Here is a 26,788-nt window from a genome sequence, read left to right as displayed (position 1 = left end):
TACTCCTTATTGAATCTAAATATTATTGTTGCACCTTAAAAAACTCTTCAATATTACCACTTAGAGCTTGTAATTTGGCATACGTTACAATCGTTTTGTAGGCTACTGCTTGTTGTTCCATGATTGCAAGAGAGAGAGCGTTTCTAGCATCAACAACTTGATCATTTGTAGCGATTCCTTGCATATACGCTTTCTCTTGTAATCTAAGATTTTCTTTAGCTAAGGCTACGCTTGAATGTAAATTTTCATGTTCTTGTTGATAAAAAACAAGCTGTTTATAAGTCTTTTTTACTAGTAATTCCATATCTTTAACAGCTTGAGATTCTAAAGCACTTGCCTGTAATTGCATAATTTTTGTTGCTTGAAATTTTTGGAATCTTCCTTGTGGCGAAACAATTGACCATTTTGCTGCGATACCTAAATACCAATTTGGCATCATTTGTTCTAATTTTGATTGATTATCTGTAACAACAAAAGAGGCAAAAGCACCAATTTGTGGCATAAATTTCCCAAATTCAAGTTTATGTTGTTGTGTCGCACTTGTGATTTTATTGCGTGCAATTTGTAATGCGGGGTAAGATTGCAGGGTAATATCAACATAATAATTTATTTCTTTGAGTTTCATTGTTGGGCTAATCTGCAATACAGAGGTGGGTAAAACATTTTGTGATTGTAAAATACTATCAAGGGCTAATTGTGTAACATCAAAAACATTTTGTGCTGCAAGAGTATTATTCCGAGCTTTGTCATAAGCAACCTGCGAACCAAGTAGTTCTAAATCAGCAATTTGTCCAAGTTTATGAAGTTTCATCGAGTTTTGATAATGTTTTAATGCACCCTCCTGCGTTGCTTGCAACACTTCAAGAGATTCTTTAGCTAAAACGACACTATAATAAATTTCTACAAGCTCCTCAAAAGTAGCCAACTCCTTCAATCTTAGAGCTTGATAAGAATCTTTTAATGCAATTTCAGCAAGTTTATTCCCATAGAATCTTGTCCCACCCGTATAAATTGGATAGAGAATATTTAATGCCCCCACAATAATATTTCGATTCATAAGCGTAATAGGTGTATTAAGGGTTGTTATAAGAGAACACAATTGTGGTAAAGGAGGGCTACTATTGCAAATTTGTTGTTGTGCCAGATTCACTTCATTTTTATTGTGTGCAGTCAAGTCAAGCTGAATCCTATCCCCCATGTGCAAATAAAAAGCATTCAAATCAATTTGAGGTAAGTAAGAAAGCCTAGCCGCTAATCGCATTTTCTCCATTGCTTTGGTGTTTAGATTCTGTGCTTTTAAACCATCGTGATGAAGTAGAATTTTATTCCATGCTTGTTGCACATTTATCGGCGTTTGTTGTGTATAATCTATTTTGGATTGTGTGTCAGAAGCTTTAGATACAGGGATTTTTGTAAAAGAAAAATTTTCTTGTGATATTAACATAGAATCTGCCCAAACAATTTTAGTTATGTAGCAAATAAAGAATATAAAACGATACAAGAAACAACCTTAAGTGTAGTTTGTAATTTATGTCGAATTATATCTTATTTTTTTGTTTGCTTATCGAATTTCCAAATTTGAAATGTATGAAATCAATATGATTTTTTAAACTTTTCTCTTCTTGAAATATATTTCCTAAAAATCTTAACTCAACACCTTTTATCTTAATTGTCATTGCAAATATCAAAAGTTATAAAACCTAAACCAAGTCCCAATAATTATAAAAAAGATTTAAAATTTAAAATATTAAAAATACATTATTTTTAATAATACTTTGCGATAAAAAATATACAAAAAGTAACACCTTAAGCACTTTCATATTAATTTTTTTACAAAAAATCACATTGATAATATAAAGACATGTAAATTACAATGAATATGTTATAATATTATCTAGCCTTGAAATATTGACTCTTACAAAGAGGTTTGTTTCTGGTGTTAAACAACCTGTTGGTATTCTTAAATATTATTTATACAGAATCAAGAATAGCAAACAGCATTTGCTCATCTTAAATTTTTCAAGAGCAAAAATTAATATTTAATGTAAGGAAAAGTATGCAAACACTTGAAGTTCAGGGTTTAAGTTTGCCCATATTTGCAACATTTGGATTATATGCACTTGTTATGATCGCAATTGGTTTTTATTTTTGGAGGCAGACAAAAAATCCAGAGGAATTTTTCCTTGGTGGTAGGAATATGGGTCCAGCAGTTAGTGCATTGAGTGCAGGAGCATCAGATATGAGTAGTTGGCTTCTTATGGGATTACCCGGTGCCTTATATGTCGCCGGATTGCTCAATGCGTGGATTGCGATTGGCTTAAGTATTGGAATGTTTATTAATTGGCTTTTGGTAGCAAAGAGATTGAGAATCTACACTGAAGTAGTAGCAAATTCTATTACAATTCCAGATTATTTTGAAACAAGATTTTCAGATGATAAGCATATCTTACGACTTATTTCTGCTGTTGTTATTTTAGTATTCTTTGTATTTTATATCTCTTCTGGTTTGATTGCTGGTGCAAAACTTTTTGAGCAAACATTTCATATTGATTATCAAATAGCATTAATTATTGGTGCGGGAATTATTGTTGTCTATACATTCTTTGGTGGATATTTGGCTGTATGTTGGACGGATTTATTACAAGGTTTACTCATGATGATAGCTCTTGTGGTTGTCCCAATAACTATGCTTTATCATATTGGTAGTCCTGCCACCGCAGGAGATTTTATTCGTCAATCAGATGAACAGTATAATGAAATTGCAACGAACACACAAAAATTTATCGATACAGATTTGAATTCTATTTTATTACAAATAAATCAAAATATTGAAGGAAAAAATGCTAAACAAATCGATAAGGAATTATTATCTGCAGATATGATTATGCTTTCGGATTCTTTGAACGAAGTTCATGAAATCTCTAAGATAAATACAAAAAATGCTTTTGCAAAACTTTCTACCAATGCACATGAGATGGCTACAACTCTGTTACAAGATGAGAGAGTAACAGAATCTTACCTTACTTCACTAAAGGGATTCTTAGCAACTATACAAAAAGAGTTGCAAAATGTAACAACACTAAAAAACCACTTTTCATTTTTTCATGGCGTTACTTGGGTTTCAATTCTATCTGCTATTGCGTGGGGACTTGGTTATTTTGGACAACCTCATATTATCATTCGTTTTATGTCTATTCGCTCGACTAAAGATATTCCAAAAGCAACCGCTATTGGTATGTCATGGATGATTATTAGTCTCTGTGGTGCGTGTTTTGTTGGCATGTTGGGGCTTGCATATATTACAAAGTTTAATTTAAATTTCAATGATCCAGAAACAATCTTTATTGTTATGTCACAAACGCTTTTTAATCCATGGCTTACAGGAATATTTCTTTCTGCCCTCTTAGCTGCAATTATGAGTACAGCAAGTAGTCAACTCCTTGTTTCTGCTTCTACTGTCGCTGAAGACTTTTATAAAAAGATTCTCAAAACCGATGCAACTCCAAAGCAAGTCATGTTTTTTAGTCGCGCCAGCGTTCTTGTTGTTTCATTCATAGCATTTTTTATATCAACCAATAAAGATTCGAGTATTCTTAGCATTGTCGCGTATGCTTGGGCTGGATTTGGAGCAAGTTTTGGAAGCGTTATGCTATTCTCACTCTTTTGGCGACGCATGACTCGTATGGGTGCAATTGCAGGAATGGTTGTCGGTGCACTTGTTGTAGTTATTCATAAAAATTTTACTTATGATTTGTTTCCAATATATGAGATTGTTCCGGGTTTTGTGTGTGCAAGTATCGCTATTGTGCTAGTAAGCTTTTTGCAACCTGTGCGTCCAGGAACAAAAGAAGCATTTGATAAAATGATGCAAGAAATGAAGGAAGGAAATATTTAACATTATAAGAGTTCATATTGTCTTTATTTTTGCAAATGTTTTTCAATTATAGAAATTTTCACAAATCTATCATAAGATTACTTTACTGTTTTGCTTTCTGACTTCCTCAATTAAGACTTTGAAAGATAATGAATGTTTCTGTCAAAGTATTATAGAAAACTATAAGCAACTTTCAAGTTATCCATCATTAAATATTTCTATTTTCTATATTATTTTAGAATCCTAATTTGAAATATATGAATGCAAACCTGTGAAGTAAAAATTTACCCCAAAGTATGACATAAGAATAGCCCCAAAGGCAATAATGCTACCAAATGCAAAAATAGTATGTCTATCAAGTCCCTTAATAAATCGCATATGTAATACAACCGCATATACAAGAATAGAAATAAGAGTCCAAGTTTCTTTAGAATCCCACCCCCAATAACGTCCCCAATTTTCATTTGCCCATATTGCCCCAAAAATATTTCCAATACTTAGTAAGCATAGTCCAACTATCATGGAAATTTCATTCATATAGCAAAGATTTTTTGCATTATGTTTGAAATTTTTAACTCGTATAATTTGCAAAGTATAAGAAGAAATTTTATTGCAAATATTCTCTTTATGTAGATTCATAAGTTTTGAAGTTTTTTCTAGTATTTTTTGTTGATAAAAAACAGAAAGAGAAAGCAGAAGTGAAATAATACCAAGAATACAACAAAGCCCGAGAAAACCATAGCTAGCAATAATTGTAGCTACATGGATATTGAGCCAATATGATTGTAGAGCAGGCGGAAGAACTCCAATTTGAGGATTCATAAAACCTAAATGTGCGACAAATAATGCAATCCCACAAAGCACACTAGAAGCAGCGATAATAAAATAAGATTCTACTATATTATTTTGGATAAAATTTGATGTCTGTTTATTTATAGAAATATTTTGTGTCATTTGCATATTTTTTATTGGTTTTAATTTCTTCCAAAAGATTTGAGAAGTTAGCAATAAAGGCATTATTGCACCTACCCATGCAATATATACCATGCTTTCATAGCCATTGCTAAATGGAGCATGATTACTTATTAACCAACGAGCAATCAAACCCAATGTATGAAGCATCACACAAAAAATAAAACAACCATACAAGATTTGAATATAAGGCAATTGTAAAAATATTGTTATTATTTTTCGTATTACACTCTGTTTATCGTGAAAGCCATATTTAATAGTGGCATTTGAATCCGATTGATTTGATATATTCAAAGATATTTCTTCTTGCTTTTTTGTTAGAATAGAGTGTATTAATGGAGGTTTTCGAGGTCTATGAAAAAATAATTCTTTTATTGCAATGAGAAAAAAACTGCAACTAATCAATAAGTATGCCAAGATAAGATTCTGGAAAATATGAGTATGATTAAGCAATATTTCAAGATTCACTTCCCATTTTGATGGGATATGATTTGTAGAGGCTGAAAATGTATGCATAGCTTCTTGTTGATATGAATCTTGAGTGAGAAAGTTTATGCGAGACTCATCATGATTTATTGTAGTATCTTGAGAATCTTGCATCAAGGTGCGTATGGATTGTTGTTGAAAGATTTGTATATTTTCAAGATTTTTATTTGCTTCATGCCAATCATTTGTCTGCATAGCATTATAAAATGAAACGATATAAATACCCAATAGACTTTGAATATTGTCAAGAGTTTGTTTATCAAATTCTACTTCATTGCGAGGTGAAAGCCAATAAATTTGTTTGTGGGTTGATATGTGTTGTTTAGAATCTTGCATAGGGATTTGATTGATAATATTATTGTTCATAGACTTATTATAAGGAAAAATTCGCAAAATATTAAGTGTATAGACCATGTATAAGATATTCATTTTTTCATGCACTTCCAATACTTCTTTATCAAATATAGTGCGATTTTGTGCTAAAGTATTGCTTGATTTCAAAACATATTGTTCAAGTTTATATTCATTATTTTTAAATAAGTCATTAAAAGTAATACTTTCTTGATTATGATGCATATCTAAAATCTTGCGTAATAATTGATGTTTGATAGGGATTATTTGCAGATTCTGAAATATTTCAGGGAAAAATAACATACCTAGAAAAATTTGGTTGTAATTTAACGCATAAGGTATTTTATATGTTTGTTGAAAACTTGTTTGTCTTTTGATATGTTTTGTTGTTATAGTGTTTTGTTCTACATTGTCTGAATCTTTGGGAAAATTTTGTGTAACATTTCTTAAATCTTGTATAAAATTATTTTCTTGGATTGTGGGAGTTTTAGGATTTTGTATAGAATATGATTGTGTTCTACTCAAAAAAAGAGGTTCTTTCAATTTGTGTTTATTTGTTATTTTAGAAATAATATTGAGCGCAAGTGTATCAAGAGGCATAACACGATTTGAGTCTGCGACAAGGAGTTTTGCAAAATTATCGGCATGATTTTTTGTACGAGAAAAATCATGCAGAATTTGTCTTGGGGTATCGTATGGTATTGAGAGATTTTGTATATCTGCCATTTGTGTGGGATTCTCTTGTAGAGAAAATTTATTAGCATGTAATATATGCGATGAAGAACTTATACATAAAAGAAAGATTAATACAACGGGCGTGTATCGATAGAGTTGTTTTTTAAGATATGCAATTCGTCCTTTTTTTGAGAATATAATTCCTAAGAAACCAGCAATTAGCAAAGCATAACCAATATAAGTTGGAATCTTTCCGGGATCTTTATTGACTAAAAGAAATGTCCCCTTATAATCTTTATCATAGGTTGATTGGAATAATCTGTAACCTTTATAATCAAGGACTTGATTTGGGGAAATTATGAATTTTTCTGTGTTACTTTGTGTCATATTAGTTTTATCTATATTTGTAAATACATGAGAATTTACAAGAAATTCTTTTGAAAGATTTATAATATCTTGTCCCATAGGTTGTTCGTGTGCTAACTCTTGATTTTGCAACACAACATGAGAAGCATAGTTTGATAATGTTTGAGAATTTGGAAATTTTTGTGTTATAAAATCTTGAAGCGTTATCCTAAAGGGTAGTTCTAACTCTCTTTGCCCCCACATAATTGTAAGTATAGAATCTCCAAATGAAGTTTTTGTTTGCTGCATGTTAGTTTTATTGTTTTGCATTATAGAATCTGCAATCTCTCCTTGATTGTTTTGCTCTTTTGTATTGATAGTTTCCATATTCATAGGAGGATTCCAATATACAAACACATCTTTACTTTGTGTATCATGTGATATTCGTAATTTTATCATTTGCGTTTGCATATCAATAAATGTATAATCCATGAGTCTGAAAGAAAAGCTTTTATTACCAAATCGTAAGGTTGTATGGATTGATTGTTGTAATGTTGGTGTCAAAACAACGGGAATATGTTGAATATGAATATTTTGAGAATCCTCAAGAGTGATAGTAAGAAAGGGATGTGTCGTTAGGAATGTATTTTTTGTTTGTCCAATACGCAAATGAATATTTCCCTCTATACCAAAATGTCGCGTGATAAAACTTCCAAACAAAATAACAACAAATGAGCAATGTAAGAGAAAAAGGGCATACCTTTTATTTGTAAATATTTTTTTTGCAATAAGATTCCAATAAGATTGCACACCACAAGAACATGAAGAATTTCAAACCAAAGTGCATTGTAAATAAACATTTTTGCATATACTACACCTAATTTATGTTCCATGAAAGTTGCAACAGCACACACAAACACATAAATGCAAAGTAAAATTATCATAACTTGAAATGAACAAAAAAGACGAATTATACTCACTCATGTTTCCTTTTATTTACTGCTTTAAAAAAATGAAAGAAAATGGTATCTATCAATAGAGATTCTTAACGAATTCTATTTTCTCATTTCTTGTTGATGGGATTAATATTTATTGTAAGAAATAATAGAACAAAGTTTTAGAAAGCAAAATTTTTAAAGGCTATGTTGTGTCATAAAGAAATTTTTTTATAACCCTCTATAATTTTATTAATTTCTCTTTTACTTCCAAAAAAACAAGGTGTTGTTTCATGTATGGATTTTGTATCAAGCAAAAGTAAACGATTTTGACCATCAATAGCTTCCCCACCAGCATTTTCAAAAATAAGTGCGAATGGAAAAACTTCAAAAAGTTTGCGCAATTTCCCTTTTCTGGAATCTTTTGTAGCGGGATAACTAAAAATACCTCCACCTTTACATAAGATTTGATGTAAATCTGCCACCATACCACCACTATACCGTAGCCTATAACCTTCTTGGAAAAAACCCTCAATAATTTTCTTATGTCCATTGAACCACTCTTTTTGCGTTCCACCTGGTGCATTTATTTTCCCTTTTTCTTGTAAAGCAAATTCTTGGATAAAATCCCATGTATGCGTAGCATAATTATAGAGATAATGTAAGCTTTTTTTATCTCTTGCAACCACCATTTCTAAGCGAGGTCCATAAAGAAAATAGATGCCACAAAGAAGTTTATTTCCTATAAATTCACTATGATAGATCCCAAAAATGCTGCCAATGGTAAGATTACTATCAATAAGGGAAGAACCATCGAGAGGATCAAAACCTACAAGCAAACTTTGCATAGGTATTTCTTGATTTGTATCATACATGTTATCATTATCATAGAATATTACTGCGGATTCTCGTTCTTCACTTGCAAATCCCTTAATACCTATCTCACTTAAAATATTTCCAAAGAGTTTATCAGCAAGAATATCTACTTTAAGTTGATTATCTCCACTTGAATTTGAACCGTGTGTATATTCCACCTCTCTCTTTTGCAAGAGGTTTGCAACCTGAACAGCGGCTTTTTGTAATTCCTGAATAATTTTATTGATAGCATCCATTTATATTCCCTATAATGCTTGTGTCAAAATCTAAAATACATTAAAATTTTAACGAAAAACTAGCAACAATCCTATATTTATTCCTAAAATTCTGGCACATATCATTTTGCTTTATCAATTAAGTTATGAATTCAAAGTTATTTTGATATGTGATTTAATTTTTCTTAAGAAAGGCTTTTATGTCCATGTGGTATGAAACTAGAAAGTATTACTATAAAAGTATTTCTCTTAATTTACTTATAAGAACAAATAAGATAGAATAATAAACTCTTAAGAATTATTAGGTGTGAATGAAAAAATAGTTAAAAAATTAATAAATTCAAAATAATCTAAAATCGATTTTAGGCGAGGAATTATACAAGGAGATGTATGCTAACTTTCTTACCCACACCAATTGGTAACCTTTCAGATATTTCATTACATGTTTTAGAAGCACTAAATGAAAGCGATATTGTTGTTTGTGAAGATACAAGAGTAACAAAGAAATTGCTTATACTTTTACAAAGAAATCCTATCGTCTCGCAACATTTTCCAATGATTGCACCAGATAATAAAAAGTTCTTGAGCTTTCATTCGCATAATCAAGAAAAGTTTATTCAACATTTAACACCAGATTTTTTCAAACAAAATATCGTATTTTGCACTGATGCAGGTATGCCAAACATTAGCGATCCCGGAACCTTGCTTTTGCAATATGCTCGTAGCCATCAAATTAAATATCAAGTGTTGCTTGGTGGTAGTGCCTTTAGCCATGCATTTGTCAATAGTGGTTTAGAGGGTGGATTTTGCTTTTTAGGATTTTTACCCCACAAGCAACACGAACGACAAAATATGCTAAAAGAATCTCTTGAGTTTCATAAAACATTGCATATAATTTATTATGAAAGTCCAAAAAGACTACGAGAATCTCTCAAGGATATTGCCTTAATAATGCCTCTTGCAAAAGTTTATTTGTATAAAGAACTTACAAAATTATACCAATCTGAAATGATTGGACTTGCTAAAGATATTCTTTCCAATCTTCCCAAAGACATCTTGGGAGAATATTGTATTATTATACAAAAAGATGACAAGCATATAGCCCAGAATAAGATTCTCAGCCTTACTCAAGAAGATATTTTACAATTAGATATAAGTTTAAAACAAAAATCAAAACTTTTGGCACAAATTAGTCAAAAAAATGCAAAAGAATGGTATGCCCTTTTACTTGAACATTCATAGTGTATAAGTTTTGAAAGAAAACTGAAGTAGTTTTGGTATGCAACAAGAATACATACAAAAGTCTTACAACGGAGTATATTTTTGAGTATTTTACAGAGATTCTATTACAGTCGGAATAGAGAATCTCACACATAAGATTATGTTCTAAAAATTTTTCGAAAAAATTTTCCGATAATTTTATAAAGTGGCTTATTAATTTGCTTTTCTAGCTCAGCCATTTGTTTGCGAAGTAGTCCTATAGCATCATATAATTCACTCTCCTTCAAATTATTTCGCAATTTTTGTAGCTCTTCTTGAAATATTGGCATACTCAACGCAATTTCCCACCATGTATCAAACACCAAATGCCTTGTATCTTTATCTGCTAGCACAAAAAAATTACTCCAAGGTTTTGCATAGCCATTGCAATGAATAATCTTAATATTATCAAAGATTTCTTTATATTGCATCTTTGCTGTATCGGGAGCGAGGATATATTGATAAATAAAGATTCCCCAATTTGATGTTAATGCCAAAGAATCTTGTGCAACAAAATTTAATGGGTCTTGATCTGCAAATTTAGATTTATATTCCTGTAAAAACTTTAGACATTTAGATTCTATATTTTTCTCTCTCCATTGAACCATATTAATAAACATTAATCCAGAGCAAAAATAATTTTTAAATGAAACTACCTTGTTTGACTTCTTCGTATTAATTGCTTTAAATTTTCTTCTCCATGGTAGTATTTTAATATCTCCAGATGAACTCGCCAATATGGCATTTCCTAAATCTATTGCAAATAATTCTCGCACATCACATAGCACAAGCATGTCAGTGTCTAAATAGAGAACCTTTGTAACATCTTTAGGAAGGAATCTATTTAACAACAAGCGATACCATGCAGCATGATTCTGTGTCTCAAAACCCCATTTTTCTAAGTGGGCAAACTCATCGTTATTTATAATATGAATCTCAATCTTGCAAGGATAAATTTTACTAAGATGGGTTTGAAGGATTTGGAGTTGTTCTTGTGATTGAAATGTAATAGTATCAATTAATATATGGAAATGATATAATTCATCTTTATCGAATAATTCCTTCGCATGTGATTTACTTTCGTTGTGGCTAAAAACTTCTGAAGCATAGTCTGTATATTGTATATTTACCATTGCACTTGATTGAAAACTTGTAAAATTTTTACTCGTATCTGTGTATTTTATGATATTTGTTATTAAGACTGCAACATATTTTATGTAATTTTCATCACAATTAAAGGCTATATGAAACATAATTAATCCTTAATTATTTTACTTAGAGAACAAAGTCTTATTGTATCAAATTTCTATGAAGTATTGAATAGTTTGGATTTCGTAGTTTCTATAATTCTAAGAAATTACGCATAATTTTAAAGCCATAATCATGGCTTCTCTCTGGATGTGGTTGCATCCCAATAACATTTTCATGTGCCACAATGCTTGGGAAAGATACGCCGTAATCACAATATGCTACAAGATTTTCTTTTCCACAAACAGCATGGTAACTATGGACAAAATAGAGATAAAACTCCTCAGGCATATCTTTTATAATACAATGATTTTGTGTTTTAAAATTTTTATTCCAACCAATATGCGGAATCTTTAAATGATTTGGATTATTTTGACAAAAAAGATTAAGAGATTGGTTACTAGTATTAGGAGTTATATTGTCTTGTTTCTTGCCTTTTTCATGAGACAAATCTTGGATTACAGAATCTTCACTACCAAATTTTATTACTTCACCTTGTACCAAACCCAAACCATCATGTGTCCCAAACTCATAGCTCTTCTCAAATAATAACTGCATACCAAGACAGATTCCAAGTATAAAACGACCACTTTTAGCGAACTCTATGATTGCATTATCAAGATTTTTTTTTCTAAGATTTGTGATAGCAACGCCAAATGCACCAACACCAGGTAAAAGAATCTTATCGCAAGTAAAAATAATGTCAGGATTTGAGATTCGCAGAATCTGTATTTCTCGCTTTGATGAAAATGCAAGGGAACTTATGCGTTCAAGACAACGTATAACATTTGTGATGTTTCCAACATCATAGTCAAGGATTCCTATACGCAAAATTATTTATCCTCTTCGATAATATATGGCGTTCCCTCAACTTTCCCTTTCCCCATAAGTTGACGCACAACTTCAGAAACTGCTGTCCTAGCTACTGAATCTGCGTCTTTTGCTTTATAATTCTTATCATAGATTTTTTTCAAGAATGCAATTTTTTCTGAATCTGTTTTAAGATTCTTTGCATTTGCATAAATTTCTGCTACTTTGTCTGCAGAACCTTTGCCCATCCAACCGATAGGAATCATTGCCACATCACCATATTCAAGTCGTTTGTCAATATTTGCAAGCTCTACTTGACAATGCGGACATAGCGGATCTGATATAATATAGAAAACCTTTTTATTTGTTTTACCTTTAATATAAACAATATAATCTTTTGGTAATGAATCAACTATTTTTTTTACACTTGCATGAGTTTTGTATGTGTCATTATAGCTTTGCACAGATTGCATTTCTCGGATAATTAGCTCCCTATCTTTATTGTTATCGGTAAAAACTACTGGTGAAAGCCCGATCGCTATATTCTCTTTTTGATTCACAAGAAAGTTTGCTTTTACGCCATGTTCTTCATCTTTCACTGTTATAAGTTTTAAATTAGAATCTGCATTGAGAGATTGCTCTTTGATTACACCTACTTTGACACCCACTTGTTTTGTGATTATATCTGTAATTTTGCTTGCATAAGCAAAATTACAGAAAAAACCTAATAATAAAACACTCAAAATTTTATTCATAAAAACTCCTAATTACCTCTAAAAGTTAAAATTATTTCGAGATTCTAGCAAATTTAAAATAATAGAAATACAAGAAAAAGTCTTTTTCTTAATGTTATATCTTGGAAACAAAAGTTTTAAGAATAGTATTTATGTATCTGATTAGCATGAGATAGGATAAAAAGTTATATTTTATAACTTCAAAAAGGAAAACTCTCTATTGAAATTCAAGTATAATACAATAATATGGTATCATTTTTGATTATATATTGTCAATTATTTAAAGTTATGGAGATACAAAATGGAACATGATTTAAAACCAATTCTAACAAAACATGCAAAAGAAGTAATTCAGTATCTCATTGGGCAAAATATACATTTTTCCGTGCAGTGCCAATCTTCACAAGTGCAATTTGACCCAATATTACCTGAAGAAATTAGCAAACATTTTCACCCAATTATTGACTTTATTTTAGCCGGTTTTACTTTTGAAAGTATTGAGATATGGGAAGATGAAATGTCTTTTGAAGCGGGTTTTGGTAAAGATAATTTTTCTAGTCTCGTTGTGATTCCTTTTTCAAGTATTATACAAATTTCGATACCAACAAATAATAATATTATGCGTGATATTTGTGTATTTATGAATACAATGAATTTTCTTAATCTCGAAATTTTTGATAATTTGCCATCACAATTGCCAGATGATTTTGGAGTTGAAGAAGAAGATGAATTAATGGAAAGCTCAAAACGTGCAATTTTATCCAACCCAGAGAATAAATTTCACTAAATATTGCCCCAATCTAAATCCACAAATACCTAGAAATAGAAAAATAAAATAGATAAGGTTCAATAAAAAATAATAGCAATCTCCTAACTTTTGTCTTATAATTGCATGTGTAAAAAATAATTAAGGCAAACTCAATGTTAAATAACACAAAATATATTTTTGTAACAGGCGGGGTTCTAAGTTCTCTTGGCAAAGGGATATCATCTTCGTCTATTGGCACACTTCTTAAGAATGCTGGATACTCTGTTTCAATACTTAAAATTGATCCTTATATTAATGTTGATCCTGGAACAATGAGTCCACTAGAACATGGGGAAGTGTTTGTAACTGCAGATGGTGCAGAAACTGACCTTGATATTGGACATTATGAAAGATTCTTAAATACAAGTTTTTCTAAAAATAATAATTTCACAACAGGTCAGATTTATCTTTCTGTCATTGAAAGAGAACGAAAGGGTGATTATCTTGGGAAAACAATCCAAATTGTTCCACATATTACAGATGAAATTAAGGCACGTATTAAACGTGCAGGAAATGGATTTGAATTTTTGATTGTAGAACTTGGTGGAACCGTTGGTGATATTGAAGGAATGCCCTACTTAGAAGCCATGAGACAACTTAAACATGAAATGGGGACACATAATGTATTAAGTATTCATGTAACGCTTGTTCCGTATGTAAAAGCTGCTGATGAGTTAAAGACTAAGCCAACCCAACATAGTGTCCAAGAACTGCGTCGTATTGGCATAAGCCCACAAATTATCATTACACGTTCTGAACTCCCTCTCTCAAAAGATACAAAGTTAAAAATAGCTCTTGCATGTGATGTAGATTCTGATAGCGTTATTAATGCTGAAGATGCAAACACAATATATAAATGTCCTATTAATTTTATTAGTGAAGGTATATTGTCTCCTATTGCTCGTGTATTAAGTCTTTCTAGTCTCTTACCAAATATGACTGAATGGGATATGCTTGTAAAAAAAATTCTTTCGCCAACAAAAAATATTAGTATTGGTTTTGTGGGAAAATATCTTTCCCTAAAAGAATCATATAAATCACTTTTGGAAGCACTCACGCATGCTGGAGCAAATCTTGATACAAAAGTAGATGTGGTGTTTATAGATTCTGAAAATATTGATTTAGAAAAACTCTATAATCTTGATGGAATATTGGTGCCAGGTGGATTTGGGGAACGTGGTATTGATGGAAAAATACAAGCCATTCAATATGCAAGGGAACACAATATAGTTTTTCTTGGAATCTGTCTTGGTATGCAATTAGCCTTAATTGAATTTGCAAGAAATGTATTGCAGATTCCAAATGCAAATTCTACTGAATTTGATAAAACATGTAAAAATCCAATCATTTATATGATAGAAGATTTTATAGATTCACAAGGTAAAAAACAAGTTCGCACACATAATTCACCCCTTGGTGGAACAATGAGGCTTGGTGAATATGAATGCTATTTAAAAAATGATTCTAAACTCGCAAAAGCATATCATAATCAAAAGATAATAAGAGAAAGACATAGACATCGTTATGAAGCAAATCCAAAATATCGTGATCTTTTTGAAAGCAACGGGCTTATGATTAGTGGTGAGTGCAACGATCTTATCGAAGCTATTGAGTTAGAAAATCACCCATTTTTTGTGGGTGTGCAATTCCATCCGGAATTCACTTCAAGATTACAAAGTCCAAATGCAATTATTCTAGAGTTTGTCAAGCAAGCTCTAGCACACAAGAAGTAGGTTTATAATGGAATCTTCTACATTGCAAATTTCACAAGCAGTTAAAGATATTAAAGAAGATTTAACGACTCTTGAAAATCTCCAAAGTATTATATCTCTTTTAGAGTCTCGCTTTAAAAGTTTTCGTTTTCACACACTCAAAGATATTCCACACCCACAAGAGTTACTGAATAATATGGAAGCAAGTCTTTTGGTAGTTCAAAGTATTTTTCTCCATGAAAAAGTTATTGTTGTTGGTGATTATGATGCAGATGGTGTGTGTGCAACTTGTATCATACTTGATTTTTTTGAAAGTTTAGGTTATTCAAATATTTCATATTCTATACCTAATCGCTTTAAGCATGGATATGGTTTTAGCCGTGTTTTATTGCAAGATATTTTACAAGAACACCCGGATGTAAAACTTATTATCACGGTGGACAATGGTGTAAGTAGTTTTGAGGCGGGAGAAATCTGCAAACAAATGGGGATTAAATTTATCATAACAGATCATCACACTCTCGAGATTGATAGCAAGAACAAGTTGAAGATCCCACCTTGTGATTTCTTAATTAATCCCCAACAAAAAGAATGTGGTTTCCCTTATAAGGATATTTGTGGGAGTTTGGTAGCATGGTATTTTTGCTGTGGGATTAAAATCAATATACAAAAAGTATATCAAAATCCATCTATGCTCTTTCATAATGATATACAAAATAATCTAGAATCTATAAAAATGAATAATACTTATTGGGATAAAGATTCCAAAGCTCCATCAGCAATGCAAAATGTAAAAACAACTACCAATATTTCATACAAAAAGATTAAGAAAAAAGCAAATCTTTATGTATCCAACCTCGCTGATACGCGTATGGAGGAATTTTTGTTGCTTGTTGGCATTGCCATTATATCCGATGTGATGCCGCTCAATGCACTCAATCATACAATTTGTCGCTATGCTTTAAAAAACTTTACAAAAAGCAAAAAAAGTGCAATTCAAATTCTTATAGAATTCCTAAATTGCAAAATAGATTCTCAAGCATTAGGTTTTAAGCTCATTCCTCTCTTAAATGCAGCGGGGAGAATAGATGATGGTAAAATCGCACTTGATTTTTTGCGTTCCAAATCTATCTTAGAAGCAAAGCAATATTTTAAAAAACTAAAAGCACTCAATATGAAACGCAAACAACTACAAGATGAAGTTACGCATGAAGCTTTTGAGGCAATTGGAAGATTTAAACAAAACTCTCACATAATATGTGCTGTTGGCGATGATTGGCATGAAGGTGTGCTAGGAATTGTCGCAGGAAAAATGACAAATGACTTTAAAAAACCTTGTTTTGCACTTACGAATATCAATGGTGTTTGTAAAGGAAGTGGTAGAAGTTATGGTAACATAGATTTAATCTCAAGTATGCAATCATTGGGACATTTAACAAATAGACATGGGGGACATATTGGGGCTGTTGGACTTGAGATTCCATATGATAATATTCAAGAATTTATTAATTCTTTCAGACCTGTTACACGTAACCTTGAAAAGCCACAAAATATTTTAGGAATCTTACCACCCAATCTTGTTACACATGAGCTATTGCATTGCATAGAACTTTTTGAACCTTATGGCAATGGAAATCCAACGCCAAAATTCTTTCTTGAACTCAAAATAATTGATTATAGACGCACTGCACAAGGCTTTCTGGAATTTAAACTCGATTGTGGTCAAGATTCTCTAGGAAATACACAAATCATTAAGGGAATGTTCTTTAACTCTCAATATGCTACTTACCCATTTCGTTGTGGCAACATTTTACATTTTTGTGCTATGGTTGCTCCCGATATGCAAATATCACATCAACAACAATATCGTGCAATGACAAATCGTGATAATATTATGCTTATCATTGAGGGAATCTATGGGATATGAGTATTTTACCCCATACTATTTGCAAGTTTGGATATAAAAACTTACTTGTTATTGAAAACTGCCTATCTGACTAAAGTCTCAAATCTCTATCCATACAATTTCTGGAGGATTATAGATTCTGGGAAGCTTCCAATTAAAACTTAATCCTCTTGAAACAACAAGGAATTTCCCAAATTCTACATTAAAGGAATTTTGCCAATTAGGAAGATACATCATAGAATCTTTCTTTTCATATTGTTGCAATGATTGATGAGTGCTAACGAGACTATATGCACCACCGGCATACTTTGGCAAAATTCCTTGATTTGGTGCATAAAGACCATTTATGACAAATGGGATTCTCACTTGTCCTCCATGTGTGTGTCCACTTACGATGAGGTTAAATGGAAGTTGTTTATAGATTTCAATAGATTCGGGACGATGTGAGAGAAGAATTTTATAGGATTGTTGTAGAAATTTTTGATAAATCAAATCATCTGAAGCTATATTATAAGTATCATAAGAATCTTTATAAAGAATATCTTGTAGCCATGTAAAAGATAGATAAAGATTAGAATCTTGATAGATTTTTATACTAGATTCTGCTAAATTTTGTAGGGTTGAAAATTGTTGCAAGAGAATTTTACTCCATTTATCCTGCCAATCTTTAGGATATTGTGTATTTATAAAAATTCCATTTTCATCATATTTTATACTATATGGATCATCAATACCTGCAAGAAGTAAAATACGCTTTTTAATTTCTATAAGCAGACTAGGAATAGCACCATCAAGGACAAAAGTATTATGTTCTCGTGCAAGATTTTTATATGTAACAACACTTCCACTCCATAATTCATGATTGCCAGTAACATAAAACTTGGGTATCTTGTCAAATGGTGTAAGATTAAGGCGTTTAAAAAATTCTCTTGCTCCCTCAATGTCTTCTTTGTCATCAATCATATCACCACTCATTAGAATCAGATCTAACTTTCCAGCATTATAAGCATCTTGTAAATTTTTTAAGATAGTATTCAAATAAAAAGTGCCAGAATGCAAATCACTAAGCAAGGCAATATAAAGAGATTCTCTATTGTGATGTTGAATATGATTTTCTTGTGGATATTTGTTATTTTGAATAGTATTAAGAGAATCTTGTTTTTCTATTACATGATTATTTATATGTCTTAAATCATAAAATGTTTGCGATAATGGTGCATACAATCCAACAAGAATAAATAACAACAAAAAAAATAGTATGTAAAATACTTTCATATATCTCCTACATTCATTATTTTGTTGTGTATTATATTTGTTTTTTATAAAGTATTTATAAAAATGTTGTGGAACATGACTTTTTTGATATTTGTGAAATAATGCAAATATCAAAATCTTTTGCCAAAATCATGGGGGCAATATGGATCTTTTTGCATGATTCTATTTTAGCCTTAGTATCTTAAGATAATCTTATCAAAGTTTTCTATCATTAGTCTGTTATTTGTTGGTTTTTATAATTTAACAAGGCAAAAAACATACGGTTATTTAAAGATTTTGTTGAGTTGTTATGGAGTAAATATAAGTTATAAAAATTCTTATTTTTTTTGATATAATTACTTTTTTATGGTATATTAGAAAGAGATTTCATTTTTATATACTTTATTTAAATATATAACAACAGACTTAATAATATTCGCCTAAATATGATTCTATAAGAGTAAGGCACATAATCTACCGAATAAAATAAGAGTCTTATACATTTACATTCTATACTTATACTAAGTTTAGCAAAAATTGAAGGAAATAAATGCTTCGTTTTATTAATTTTATTTTATTCTTTATTGCAATTTCATGTATTGTTCTTTTCTTTTTGTTTCAAAAGGATAAAATTACACAAGAGGTTCTTGACTTATTCCCCCAAACACAAGATAGACAAATTATAGATATATATCAAAAATTCTCACATTCTCGTTATATTCTTGTCGCTATTAAAGGTTTTGATGAAAAGGCACGCGTAACACTTAATGAGTTTTTAGACAAGATACAATCGGTAGAAAATGTGCAAACAACACTAACAAAAATGCAAGCCCCACAAGAATTGCAAGAGTTTATTCAAGAAAATTATTTTTATGTTGCCCTACCAAAAATAGGGCAAGATTCTGAAGCAAACGGAGAATTCTCAACAAAGATTTTACAAACATCAGATATTACATATACAGAACCAATACTTTTTACTTCACAGCAAATTTCCCAAACAATTACAAAGACATTAAAAAGCTTAGAAAGCCTTGAATATGTTTCAGAAGATGAATACGAAGAGGCACTTGAAAAATTGAATTTTAATCCTTATGATCCGTTTGGTATATTTAGGATACAAGCAAATCGACCTAAAATTCTTGTTGCTAAAGATTATGGTTATATGGCACTGGTTGAAATGAAAAGTGTTGAGAAACCAGAAGTAGAAAAGACTTTAAATGGTTTTGAGATGATTGCACAGGAGTATCCAAATATTCGTTATTTCTCTCCAAATTTCATGGGGGTAAAAAATCTCAATCTTATTCTTTCTGAAGTGAATTTTCTCCTTACATTCGCCTCTCTTTTTTTTATTGCATTATACTTTATTATTATTAGAATCCCAATTCTTACTCTTAATACAATTTGCACTTTGGTTGTTGCAAATGTTGTTGCAATTTTTGTTGTTTCAAGTGTTTATCCAAAAGTTACGATTATGGCATTAAGTTTTGGTATGGGAATTAGTAATATTGCAATAGATTATATGATGCATCATAATTTTTTTAGCCTTTATTCTCAAAACAAAAGGGTTTTTAATCGTCCTGTATTTTATGGTTATATTACGACAATTGTTGGATTTTGTGCGTGTTTATTTATTCCATTTCCATTACTTACACAGCTTTCGCTATATGCGATTATTTCTCTTACTATATGTTATGTAAGCTTTGCATTTTTATATCCTCGTATTGGATTTGTCGAACCTAGATTATTTTTAAGAATGGCAAATTTGCGTTTTCCAATTATTCCTAGTTTGTGGTTTTTATTTGTTTCGCTAATATTATTTATAGTTGCCTTTATGAATGTTAAGCTCGATTTTGATCTTTCAAAGCTTGATTATCAAAATAAGCCAATGCTGCAAGAAAGAGATTTCTTTACAAAAGCAATGGGTGTAAATGAGACACAAATCCTTTTATCAAGTCAAAGCATTGATGGATTAATTCAACTATCAAAAGATCTGCAAAAAGGTATTGACAAAAATATGAGTTTAGCAATCGAAGTGATGAAACCTATTGATACAAAAGAAGATTCTATGAATAGAAAAACTTTTATTCCTCTTAGTATTTTGCCATCAAAGGCACAAATGGAGGCAAACAAGGCTTTCTTAGAATCTGATACAATGCGAAAAAATAAAGAAACATTACTCTACACTCTTCCAAACCTTAAGACACAACTTATACGAGAGATTAAAGAAAGTATGAAAAATACACAGAACTCCGAAGTTTCCCTTGAGGATAAATTGGAATTTATTGATGGTATTTTTGATACTTTTGCACAAAGTTATGAGATCAATGATATGCCGGTACTTAATTTAGAAAAAGTCAATGAATTAGGTTTTAGCATAATTGCACTCAATAAGACACATCTAACACAAAATTTAGAAATAAATGAACAAAATATCTCAAAAAAATCATTGCAAGAATTACCACAAGAAGCACAAGATTCTACACTTATATCACACAATCAACGTTTTTATTATTTAGCCACAATTCAAAAACAAGATTTAGAATTTGTTAAAGAATATGCAAATGCACTCGAATCTCTACACACCAACACACAAGAAGATAAAGAACAATCACTAATAATGACTAAAACTAGCTTTTTGCAGTCTAATCCACACATTGAAACACGAAGTTTGCATTCTATTATGGATCATATTACAGACAATATCTATTCTCCGATGCTGATTGTCTTAGGGATCGCTTTTTCATTGATGGTTGTTATGCTTTTGATTACGGCAAGAGAAGCATTTTTAGATTCTATCGTTTTTATTTTATTTCCTTTATCTTGTGCTTTGTGTGTAATTGCTTCACACAGTCCATTAAATATTATGCATCTTTTTGCCTTATTAATATTAGTTGTTGTAAGTATAGATTATGGAATCTATTCCGTCAAAGAAGGTGATAATCCACGCACAGCACATGCTATATTCTTTTCTGCGATTACAACTGGTGCATCTTTTGGTGTTTTAATTATTAGCAAGACAAAAGCATTAAACTCATTTGGTGAAGTTATTTTTGCGGGTATGCTATGCGTTCTTTTTATGCTTGTTTTTCATAAAGTAAATCAAAGAAAACTATCTTGACATTTCAGAAAAAATTAAACAAATAAAAAGGGAATGTAGAATCTGATTAGGAAAATTATTCATAACATGCAGAATAAATTTATGAGAGTTTTTATCTTGTAAAATCATGAGAGATTATATAAAATAACATACAAAAATACCGATTGTATATTATTCTCTTAAGAAATAAGGAGATTATTTTGAACTCAATGAAACAAGTAATTTTTTGCATAGGTATATTTAGTTTTTTTTCCATTAGTTATGCTGAGATGTATGGATCATTAAATGAAGAAGAATGGCGATATACTTATAATTTTTGTATGCAGAATAATGCAAATGCGTGTGATTATCTTATTGATAATGGTTTAACTTCCGCACAGAATTGTTACCCAAATCAATGCGATACAATAGGTATAATTTATACTCTTGCAGGACGATATAGCGAAGCATTACCATATTTTGAACGATCTTGTGAGTTTGGAAACATGGCTAGTTGCGGAAGCGTTGGCGACACTTATTATTTTTATTTAAAAGATTATTTTAAAGCAAAAGAATATTATGAAAAATCTTGTAAACAGAAAAATAGTGCAAGTTGTTATAATTTAGGTTTCATGTATGGGAGTGGTGAAGGTGTCCGTCAAATAGTAGCCAAAGAGGATAATTTCTACCGACAAGCATGTAGTGGCAGAGAGCCTCTTGGCTGTTATAACTTAGGTGTATCATACCAAAATCAAACAAATGTCAAAAATAATTATTCTATTGCAAAAGAATATTATGGTAAAGCCTGTGATTATGGGTATCAGGCAGGTTGTGATCGTTATCGTGAATTTAATGAAAGTGGAATAAAATAATTTATCATTATAATATTTTTGTTTTATGAGATCGCATAAAGGTTAATAGAATTATGAACTTGTTACTTTGCAGTAAAGATTCCATAAAGTTTGTTGGGGATTATTATGAGAGAGAAAACTCATTTTAGCCATTTTATGTTTCAGTGGCTGTATGATTCTAAAATGGGTTATTATACAAAAAATAATGTAGGTAAAACAGGGGATTTTTATACCTCTGTAAGTTTAACAAAGTTTTTTGGTGGAGCAATTAGCCGTTTTATTCTTAAGATTTTAGAATCTTCTAAACTTTCTCTTCCAATCTATATCGTTGAGATTGGGAGCAACAATGGAGATTTGGTAGCTGATATTGCAGAGTTTATTAAAGCTTTTAGTAATGAGGTTTTTGTTGCTAGCACTTTTTGTGTCGTTGAGCCATTACAGCAACTTATTCCTTTACAAAAAGAAAATTTTTATACGCGTATTACACAGCGATTTCAAAAAGAATTACATATTTTTTCATCATTTCAAGAGCTTGATTTATTTGCAAAAAATAATATTTTTTTTATTGCTAATGAATTATTTGATAGTATGCCTTGCGAAGTTGTGAGAGATTGTTCTATGCTTTATTATAAAAATAAAAATTTTATATGGGATAAATTAGATTCTGAAGTAGTTAAGTTTTATGAACAATACAATCCAAAAGGATTTGAGATTCCACTTTCATGGGATACCTTTATTGCAGATTTGAGTTCACAAATTCATCAAAAATGGTTTTTTTTGACATTTGATTATGGTGATTTTCTCGCACGAGAAATGAATTTACGCATATTTTATAAACACAGAGTTCATAATTTTTATGAGGAATTGGAGCAAGGCAAGATTCTAGATTTTTTTATGAAAAGTGATATTTCATATGATGTTGATTTTAGTTTGCTTTGTCGGATTTTCCAACGCTATGGAGCAAAAGAGGAATTTTGTCTCACACAAGCAAAAGCCCTTATTGATATGTGTGAAATACTAGAAGTTTTTGAATCCTTTACGCAACATTTTACACCAAATACTTTACTCAAACAACGCACAAAATTGCAAGGTTTAATTTTACCAAATGCAATGGGAGAAAGATTTAAAACATTGTGTATATCGCAAATATAGCTTATATTTGCATTGGAGATTAATAAAATTGCTTACAGCCAAGAAAAGAATTTGTATTGTAGCATTTTATTAATCATCAAATTACTTAAATGTTTTCTAAAGATGTAAAATATACAATATTAGATAATGTTAAATTAAAATCACTTTTTCAATGTTTCTTGTTACCAAAATGATTTCCTTAGTATATATTTTACTCCTCTTTTTGGGTATTTTTTCATATTATATTCATTGAAACTTATTTAATATATCAATTTCATGGATAACTATGGTTGAAATTGTTTGAAAAGATTTTAAATACCCCACCCTTTCGAAAAATTCAATCTCTTTGTTAGAATTGTGATATAATGTAAAATGTTTTTATTATAAGGAAATCTATGGGACGAAGAAAGTTTTTAAAAAATATGGTAATTGCTGCTGGTGGTGCAACATTAGGTTATAATTTACTTCAAGCAAATCCAAAATTTACAAAAAAAGTTCCAATCATTGTGATTCATGGTGGAACAAGTGGTCTTGGACTCACAAAAGAAGAATTTGCAAAAAGAGAGGCTATAATGCAAAAATCACTTCTTGCAGGACAAAAGATACTTACTGATGGTGGGAGTGCAACTGATGCGGTTATTGTGGCAATTAAGATAATGGAAGATAATCCTCTCTTTAATGCAGGTAAAGGAGCAGTATTTACAGCCGACGGATTTAATGAGCTTGATGCGTCGCTTATGGACGGATCAACAAAAAAGGCTGGAGCAGTAGCGATGAGCAGGGCAATTAAAAATCCAATTGAAGCTGCTAGAGTTGTCATGGAAAAAACCTGGCACACACTGATTGCAGGAGAAGGTGCTGATAAACTTGCAAAAGAAAATGGACTTGAAATGGTTAATCAAAAATACTATTTTACGCAAGAACGTTATAATCAGCTTCAAGAGGCAAAAAAGAAAGATAAGCTTTTGCTTGATAGTGATAAAGTAAAAACACATTTGAATCTCTATACAGAACCATATCTTGGAACAGTCGGTGCAGCAGCACTAGATTCTAAGGGGAATCTAGCAGCAGGGACAAGCACAGGTGGTATGACTAATAAAATGACGGGACGCATTGGAGATTCGCCAATTATTGGAGCTGGTACTTATGCAGACAATGATTCTCTAGCACTCTCTTGCACGGGAACAGGTGATATTTTTATACGCGTAGCCACAGGGCATGAGGCTTCATCGCTTTATAAATACAAAAAATTATCAGCTCAACAAGCTGTTGAAGAAACAATTAAGCAAGTCGCAGCTCTTGGTGGAGAAGGAGGTATTGTATCAGTTGATAAAAATGGGATACCGGGTTTTGCATGGACAAAAAATAAGTTAGGTATGTTTCATGGATTGGCGAGAGTGGGTGAAAAACCACAAGTATTTTTTCCTGTTGCAAGGTAATTATATTCTAATTTGCCCTATATAATAAACTCATTTTAAAGAAGAATATAGTGTTTGCTGACATTTTGGGGGCTATATTCTTTTCTAACATTATAAACTTTCTCTGTTTATTTTCCACTATTAGTTAAGATAAATAGTATATTGGAGAAATATTCTCCAATATATTTATGGATTAGCCCTGCAAGACCTATTTTTATCTATTCCCAATTCTAATGCACCATCAAGTCGCAAAATACCAAATAATACTTTTTTACATCTAAGAGGTTTTCATGTCATATTATAAAAATCATGATAACTTGTGATAATCCCTTTTTTAAAAGCATAATGCTTTAACTCCTGCAGATCAAAAAGTGCATTGTTTCCATAATCAATTTGCATATAAAGGGTATCAATTTCATCTTGGACTTCATTTATAGTTTGAATGTGGTTATATCTTGTTGTATATTGTGCAAGGAATTGTTCTTTATTTTGGATATTCTCGTATCTTTTACCAAAGTAAAATTGATAGGGCATAGTTGTGTTTGGAATCTTAGGAGTTATTATTCCAGCATCATTACATGGATTAACTCTTTCAAAAAGTAAGTCTTGGATATTCTTTGTAAAATTTTTAATACCAGTACATTTAATTGTTACATGGAAATTTCCGAGATTATATTGAGGTGAGATAAACCGCAATTCATTTATAGAATTGATAAAGTCTCCTAAGTATGTCTCACCAGAATTTTCAAGATTTGAGACAAGTTGTTTCACTTCTTCATCAAAGAATTCTTTGGTCTGAACATAAGAATATTTGATTCCGTAATTTTTATTTTCATATGAAGTAGTGTTATTTTGGAATAAGAAAAAGCAACCTGAAAATGTAAAAAGAAGTATACAATATACACAATATGATAGTATCTTTGACATTTTATCTCCTTAAATTTTCTAGTTTTTTGTTCTTCAATAGAATTGTATTATATCTAAAATAATAAATTCCTTAAGAAAATGTTTTTTATTATAGAATATGAGAAATGATAAAATAATGTGTAAATTACTCCAGACTTTCGGGTAACTTCATACAAGATTCTATTGGTGCTTCAAGATTCTGCAATAAAGAATGTTAATAAATTTAGAAATAAAATTCAATAATTTAAGGAAAAATTGTAAATTATAGAAAGAGCAAAGATTATTGAGATTCTGTATTCTACTTAGGATAGAATCTCAATAATACATATAAAAGTCATTAAAATACTATGAATACATAATATTATTTTGCATTAAGTTCAAGACTAATTGAGATTTCTACTTCTTCACCCATAGTCGCACTCGTAGTATCTAGGGCGATATTGAAATCTTTACGATTGATTGTAGCTTTTAAAGTTAATCCATACACTTCACCTTTTGTCATAGGATTCTGTGCTGGTCCTTTCAAATCTCCCAAGAAAACAACTTTCTTTGTAACACCTTTGAGCGTTAAATCCGCCTCTACTTTGATACCTTTTTTATCTTTTGAGACTTTTGTCATCTTGAATGTGCCTTTTGGATATTTTGCTGTATCAAGATATTTATCTGCTTGTAGATGTTGATCTCGTGTTTCGTTGCGGGTATTGATTGATTTAATATCAATTTTACCTTCAAGTTTTATTAATGTTTTTGTTTTAGGGTCAATCTCAACAACCCCTTGAAAATTATTAAAATTTCCCTCAACGCTTGAAACAACCATATGTCCAATTTTAAAAGCAACATTTGAATGTGATTCATCAATATCATATGGGGTAGCTTGCAAACTCATAAAGCCTAAAGTACTCGCAACCATCGCACTTAGTAAAATGTTTTTCATGTCTATCCTTA

At 30.8% G+C, this 26,788-nt stretch carries 19 protein-coding genes; 9 read left to right on the top strand and 10 right to left on the bottom strand.

The window, feature by feature from the left end; translation table 11 throughout:
* Positions 1-22 precede the first annotated feature (22 nt).
* Entirely contained in the window at positions 23-1,444 is a 1,422-nt protein-coding gene (locus CQA53_RS04390) for a TolC family protein (protein WP_115542829.1), read from the bottom strand.
* A 612-nt stretch (positions 1,445-2,056) separates the two neighbouring features.
* On the opposite strand from CQA53_RS04390, the gene CQA53_RS04385 reads away from it, so the two are divergent.
* Positions 2,057-3,895 carry a sodium:solute symporter family transporter gene (locus tag CQA53_RS04385; protein WP_115542813.1) on the top strand — a complete coding sequence of 613 codons (1,839 nt, stop codon included), beginning with the start codon at positions 2,057-2,059 and terminating at the stop codon, positions 3,893-3,895.
* A gap of 222 nt (positions 3,896-4,117) precedes the next feature.
* Here CQA53_RS04385 and CQA53_RS13700 read toward each other — a convergent pair whose 3' ends face one another.
* From CQA53_RS13700 to CQA53_RS04370, 3 genes are all read right to left on the bottom strand, one after another.
* Positions 4,118-4,891, bottom strand: coding sequence for a cytochrome c biogenesis protein (locus CQA53_RS13700; RefSeq protein WP_407918840.1), 774 nt, complete (start codon positions 4,889-4,891; stop codon positions 4,118-4,120).
* A 2,495-nt stretch (positions 4,892-7,386) separates the two neighbouring features.
* Entirely contained in the window at positions 7,387-7,683 is a 297-nt protein-coding gene (locus CQA53_RS04375) for a hypothetical protein (RefSeq protein ID WP_115542812.1), read from the bottom strand.
* A gap of 170 nt (positions 7,684-7,853) precedes the next feature.
* Positions 7,854-8,741, bottom strand: coding sequence for a class 1 fructose-bisphosphatase (locus CQA53_RS04370; RefSeq protein WP_181882358.1), 888 nt, complete (start codon positions 8,739-8,741; stop codon positions 7,854-7,856).
* A 378-nt stretch (positions 8,742-9,119) separates the two neighbouring features.
* Here CQA53_RS04370 and rsmI point away from each other — a divergent pair, with 378 nt between their 5' ends.
* A complete protein-coding gene (rsmI, locus tag CQA53_RS04365) occupies positions 9,120-9,971 on the top strand; it encodes a 16S rRNA (cytidine(1402)-2'-O)-methyltransferase (RefSeq protein WP_115542810.1) in 852 nt (283 codons plus the stop codon).
* Between the two features lie 137 nt (positions 9,972-10,108).
* Here rsmI and CQA53_RS04360 read toward each other — a convergent pair whose 3' ends face one another.
* From CQA53_RS04360 to CQA53_RS04350, 3 genes are all read right to left on the bottom strand, one after another.
* Complete coding sequence (locus CQA53_RS04360; protein ID WP_115542809.1) at positions 10,109-11,242, bottom strand: glycosyltransferase family 8 protein; 1,134 nt, start codon at positions 11,240-11,242, stop codon at positions 10,109-10,111.
* 88 nt (positions 11,243-11,330) lie between these two features.
* Positions 11,331-12,068 carry an imidazole glycerol phosphate synthase subunit HisH gene (locus CQA53_RS04355; protein ID WP_115542808.1) on the bottom strand — a complete coding sequence of 246 codons (738 nt, stop codon included), beginning with the start codon at positions 12,066-12,068 and terminating at the stop codon, positions 11,331-11,333.
* A gap of 2 nt (positions 12,069-12,070) precedes the next feature.
* Positions 12,071-12,802 (bottom strand): disulfide isomerase, encoded by a 732-nt coding sequence (locus CQA53_RS04350; RefSeq protein WP_115542807.1) that lies wholly within the window; start codon positions 12,800-12,802, stop codon positions 12,071-12,073.
* Between the two features lie 280 nt (positions 12,803-13,082).
* On the opposite strand from CQA53_RS04350, the gene CQA53_RS04345 reads away from it, so the two are divergent.
* The 3 genes from CQA53_RS04345 (at position 13,083) to CQA53_RS04335 (ending at position 17,228) form a co-directional block, all read left to right on the top strand.
* Positions 13,083-13,568, top strand: a complete 486-nt coding sequence (locus tag CQA53_RS04345) for a hypothetical protein (RefSeq protein WP_115542806.1) — start codon at positions 13,083-13,085, stop codon at positions 13,566-13,568.
* Positions 13,569-13,702: 134 nt separating this feature from the next.
* A complete protein-coding gene (pyrG, locus tag CQA53_RS04340) occupies positions 13,703-15,322 on the top strand; it encodes a glutamine hydrolyzing CTP synthase (RefSeq protein ID WP_115542805.1) in 1,620 nt (539 codons plus the stop codon).
* Positions 15,323-15,329: 7 nt separating this feature from the next.
* On the top strand, positions 15,330-17,228 hold the full coding sequence (locus tag CQA53_RS04335) for a single-stranded-DNA-specific exonuclease RecJ (RefSeq protein ID WP_220272070.1): 1,899 nt from the start codon (positions 15,330-15,332) through the stop codon (positions 17,226-17,228).
* 78 nt (positions 17,229-17,306) lie between these two features.
* Here the strand turns inward: CQA53_RS04335 and CQA53_RS04330 are convergent, their stop codons facing one another.
* A complete protein-coding gene (locus CQA53_RS04330) occupies positions 17,307-18,482 on the bottom strand; it encodes a metallophosphoesterase (RefSeq protein ID WP_115542804.1) in 1,176 nt (391 codons plus the stop codon).
* Between the two features lie 529 nt (positions 18,483-19,011).
* Here CQA53_RS04330 and CQA53_RS04325 point away from each other — a divergent pair.
* The 4 genes from CQA53_RS04325 (at position 19,012) to CQA53_RS04310 (ending at position 24,958) form a co-directional block, all read left to right on the top strand.
* Complete coding sequence (locus CQA53_RS04325; RefSeq protein WP_115542803.1) at positions 19,012-21,579, top strand: MMPL family transporter; 2,568 nt, start codon at positions 19,012-19,014, stop codon at positions 21,577-21,579.
* A 188-nt stretch (positions 21,580-21,767) separates the two neighbouring features.
* Complete coding sequence (locus CQA53_RS04320; protein WP_115542802.1) at positions 21,768-22,409, top strand: tetratricopeptide repeat protein; 642 nt, start codon at positions 21,768-21,770, stop codon at positions 22,407-22,409.
* 105 nt (positions 22,410-22,514) lie between these two features.
* Positions 22,515-23,540, top strand: coding sequence for an SAM-dependent methyltransferase (locus CQA53_RS04315; RefSeq protein ID WP_115542801.1), 1,026 nt, complete (start codon positions 22,515-22,517; stop codon positions 23,538-23,540).
* A 374-nt stretch (positions 23,541-23,914) separates the two neighbouring features.
* Positions 23,915-24,958, top strand: a complete 1,044-nt coding sequence (locus tag CQA53_RS04310; RefSeq protein WP_245945642.1) for an isoaspartyl peptidase/L-asparaginase family protein — start codon at positions 23,915-23,917, stop codon at positions 24,956-24,958.
* A 267-nt stretch (positions 24,959-25,225) separates the two neighbouring features.
* On the opposite strand, the gene CQA53_RS04305 is transcribed toward CQA53_RS04310, so the two are convergent.
* Both CQA53_RS04305 and CQA53_RS04300 read right to left on the bottom strand, forming a co-directional pair.
* Positions 25,226-25,864, bottom strand: a complete 639-nt coding sequence (locus CQA53_RS04305; protein ID WP_115542800.1) for a hypothetical protein — start codon at positions 25,862-25,864, stop codon at positions 25,226-25,228.
* Positions 25,865-26,204: 340 nt separating this feature from the next.
* Entirely contained in the window at positions 26,205-26,777 is a 573-nt protein-coding gene (locus CQA53_RS04300; RefSeq protein WP_115542799.1) for a YceI family protein, read from the bottom strand.
* Positions 26,778-26,788: the final 11 nt, after the last annotated feature.

Source organism: Helicobacter didelphidarum (assembly GCF_003364195.1).
GTDB classification, from domain to species: domain Bacteria; phylum Campylobacterota; class Campylobacteria; order Campylobacterales; family Helicobacteraceae; genus Helicobacter_A; species Helicobacter_A didelphidarum.
This window is presented reverse-complemented; position numbering and strand designations above follow the sequence as displayed.